The following is a 2,495-nucleotide window of genomic DNA, read 5'->3' on the forward strand; positions in this document are numbered from 1 at the left end:
GTCTTTTAATGCGAGTGATATTTTGAGATAATTATCCATGGAGATTTCCTTTCTGCTTGGTGGTGGTGGGTTATCTCTTTTTTTACACTTTTTTTTAAAAAATGCAAGAAAAAAAGATACCGATTAACATGACAACGTCATATCTATCAGTACCAAAAAGTGTAGACCCGGAGTTTTTTTATATTATGAAAGCTAAGCGATACTCAACAGAATCTAAGTCATCAATTATTGCCTTGTATAACGAGGGACGTTCTGCTAATTCTCTAGCCAATGAATACCATTTGGCTGTACAAACCGTCACGGGTTGGGTGAAAAAGGCCCAAATCATTGGGACGGACGTTACCGGTAAGCCAGTGACTCGTGTCCAATTTAATGCAGTGCAGAAAGAAGTCACAAGACTCAAAGAAGAAAACGAAATTTTAAAAATTGCGGCCGTTTTGCTGGGCGAACATCGCAAGTAACACGTAAGACCCATTTTCCTATTGTCCAATCATTGATAAAACAGCATTTTAAACTCATGATGGTGCTTCGCCTACTCAAAATACCCAAAAGCACCTACTTTGATTGGGTTCACTATACTGAGAGCCAACGACAACGAGAAGACACGATTTTAAAGGCTTTGTTACGTGAAATTTGGCAAAATAACTATAAAGCTTATGGCGCGCCACGTCTGCGATTAGCATTAGCTGATCTGAATTTGTATCATGGAACCAACTGAGTTCGTCGTTTAATGTGAGAAGCTGGCATATACTCTGTCATGAGTCGTCGATTTAACAAACCAACGACAACTGTTGATTATCGTCAACGTCTCAACTTAATCAGGTATTTACCCGAAGCCAATGCTTGGAGCATGGACATCACTTATTTAAAGTTGAGTAATGGTCAGTGGGTCTATTTAGCGTCAGTTTTAAAGTTACAAACGCGTAAGATATTAGCCCATCAAATCAGTGCCACGATGGATACCAAATTGGTAGTTACAACACTACAAAGATCGCTGTCAACTGATAAAAAACCAAATTATTTACACACTGATATGGGCAGTCAGTTCACTAGTTTTGGCTTTGAAAATTTGTTAGAACGTGTTTAGAATCTTTTCAAGAGTATTCGCAGGAAGGCTAAGCTAATCATCATCTTACTGGTGTTCAGCTTTCGCTCACAATTGCGCCAGAGGCGCCGATATTTTCCTAGCCAGCTAAAACTGCGTTCGATAACCCAGCGTTGCGGGGTCACTTGACCATGCCTAAGGTCACTCTGTTTAGCAATAATGACTTCAGCGTTAATCATTGCCTGAACTGATTGAGCAAAGTTGTTACCAGTATAACCACCATCGGCCATTACTCGTTGAACCAGGTCAAACTGTGATTTGTTTAACGCCAGTAGCGCATTGGCGCCATCACGCTCAGAAACATTGGCGGTTGTCACATGGACTGCCATCGGCAGCCCATTGATATCTACAGCAAGATGGCGCTTAATCCCACTCACCTTTTTACCACCATCGTAGCCGCTACTTTCAGCAGGATCGGTATTCTTGACACTTTGAGCATCTAGAATGATGAACGATGTATAAACTGAACGCTTCTGAGCCAACCGATGTTGGCTGACAATTTTTTTAAAACCTTATCCAGAGGAGTGATACCAGCAGGAGATGGCGTTTTAGTCCAAAGTAACCAGTAATAATAGACGGTTTCCCATTTAGGAAAATCGCTGGGTAAATCGCGCCAAACGCACCCATTTTTCAAGGTATAAAGCAGGGCACAAAAGATATCATATAAATCAACCTTTCTTGGTTTAGTCCGCTTACGTATGCCTTCTAGATCTGTCCGGATTAGTTCAAATTGTTCACGAGAGATGTCGCTACTATAATGGTGTGCAAAGCTTTTCATGGATTAAAAACTCCTGTTTTTGATCTAATTTAACTAAAATCAAATCGAATGTCAAAGTATCCAAACACGTTCTTAAAGCGACACAAAATTGATCATTCATATTCAAAACTAGGATATCCATATGATAATGCCAAAATTGAAAGTTTTCACTTCCTATTAAAGCGTAAAATGATTTATCAATTCCGGTTTCCATCGATTGCTGCTTTTGGCTAATATTAAATTATCCACAAAAAATTATTTCCTTTATTACTATGATAGTGGGAGTTATCATAATAATCATGACTAAACCCATTTGGCCCACAAAAAATAAAAATGATGAGTAATTCAAAAATGATTGAGTTAAGGGTCTATAATTGAGAATCCCCCCTAAGATACTGACATAATTTATTTAAGGATAAGTAATAAGCTAGATTTGAATTTAATTTTGATATATTTAAGGAGGTTTACTGTGATAAAAATACAAAGAATTTATTCATCTAATTCAACTCAACCTGGATATCGAATATTAATAGATCGCCTTTGGCCTCGTGGAATTTCTAAAGCTAAGGCAAATCTTGATGATTGGGACAAAATGATTGCCCCTTCAAATAAACTTCGCAAATGGTTCAATCA

At 38.2% G+C, this 2,495-nt stretch carries 5 protein-coding genes; 3 read left to right on the top strand and 2 right to left on the bottom strand.

Annotated elements, in window-relative coordinates:
* Window positions 1–185 precede the first annotated feature (185 nt).
* Window positions 186–461 carry a transposase gene (locus tag JOC59_RS09165; RefSeq protein ID WP_205144442.1) on the top strand — a complete coding sequence of 92 codons (276 nt, stop codon included), beginning with the start codon at window positions 186–188 and terminating at the stop codon, window positions 459–461.
* A gap of 296 nt (window positions 462–757) precedes the next feature.
* Window positions 758–1,087: a DDE-type integrase/transposase/recombinase gene (locus tag JOC59_RS09170; protein WP_205144443.1), complete on the top strand. Its 330-nt coding sequence runs from the start codon at window positions 758–760 to the stop codon at window positions 1,085–1,087.
* On the opposite strand, the gene JOC59_RS09175 is transcribed toward JOC59_RS09170, so the two are convergent.
* A protein-coding gene (locus JOC59_RS09175; RefSeq protein ID WP_088899809.1) for an IS5 family transposase occupies window positions 1,084–1,883 on the bottom strand; the annotation gives its coding sequence in 2 pieces (ribosomal slippage) (window positions 1,084–1,613 and window positions 1,613–1,883; 801 coding nt in all). The two genes, JOC59_RS09170 and JOC59_RS09175, sit on opposite strands and share 4 nt — an antisense overlap.
* Window positions 1,858–2,076 (bottom strand): hypothetical protein, encoded by a 219-nt coding sequence (locus tag JOC59_RS09515; protein ID WP_250966275.1) that lies wholly within the window; start codon window positions 2,074–2,076, stop codon window positions 1,858–1,860. The genes JOC59_RS09175 and JOC59_RS09515 overlap by 26 nt, the downstream gene beginning before the upstream one ends.
* Window positions 2,077–2,331: 255 nt before the next feature.
* On the opposite strand from JOC59_RS09515, the gene JOC59_RS09185 reads away from it, so the two are divergent.
* On the top strand, window positions 2,332–2,495 hold a 164-nt coding region (locus tag JOC59_RS09185; RefSeq protein WP_205144445.1), incomplete at its 3' end, for a DUF488 family protein, N3 subclade.

Source organism: Periweissella beninensis (assembly GCF_016908275.1).
GTDB lineage: Bacteria > Bacillota > Bacilli > Lactobacillales > Lactobacillaceae > Periweissella > Periweissella beninensis.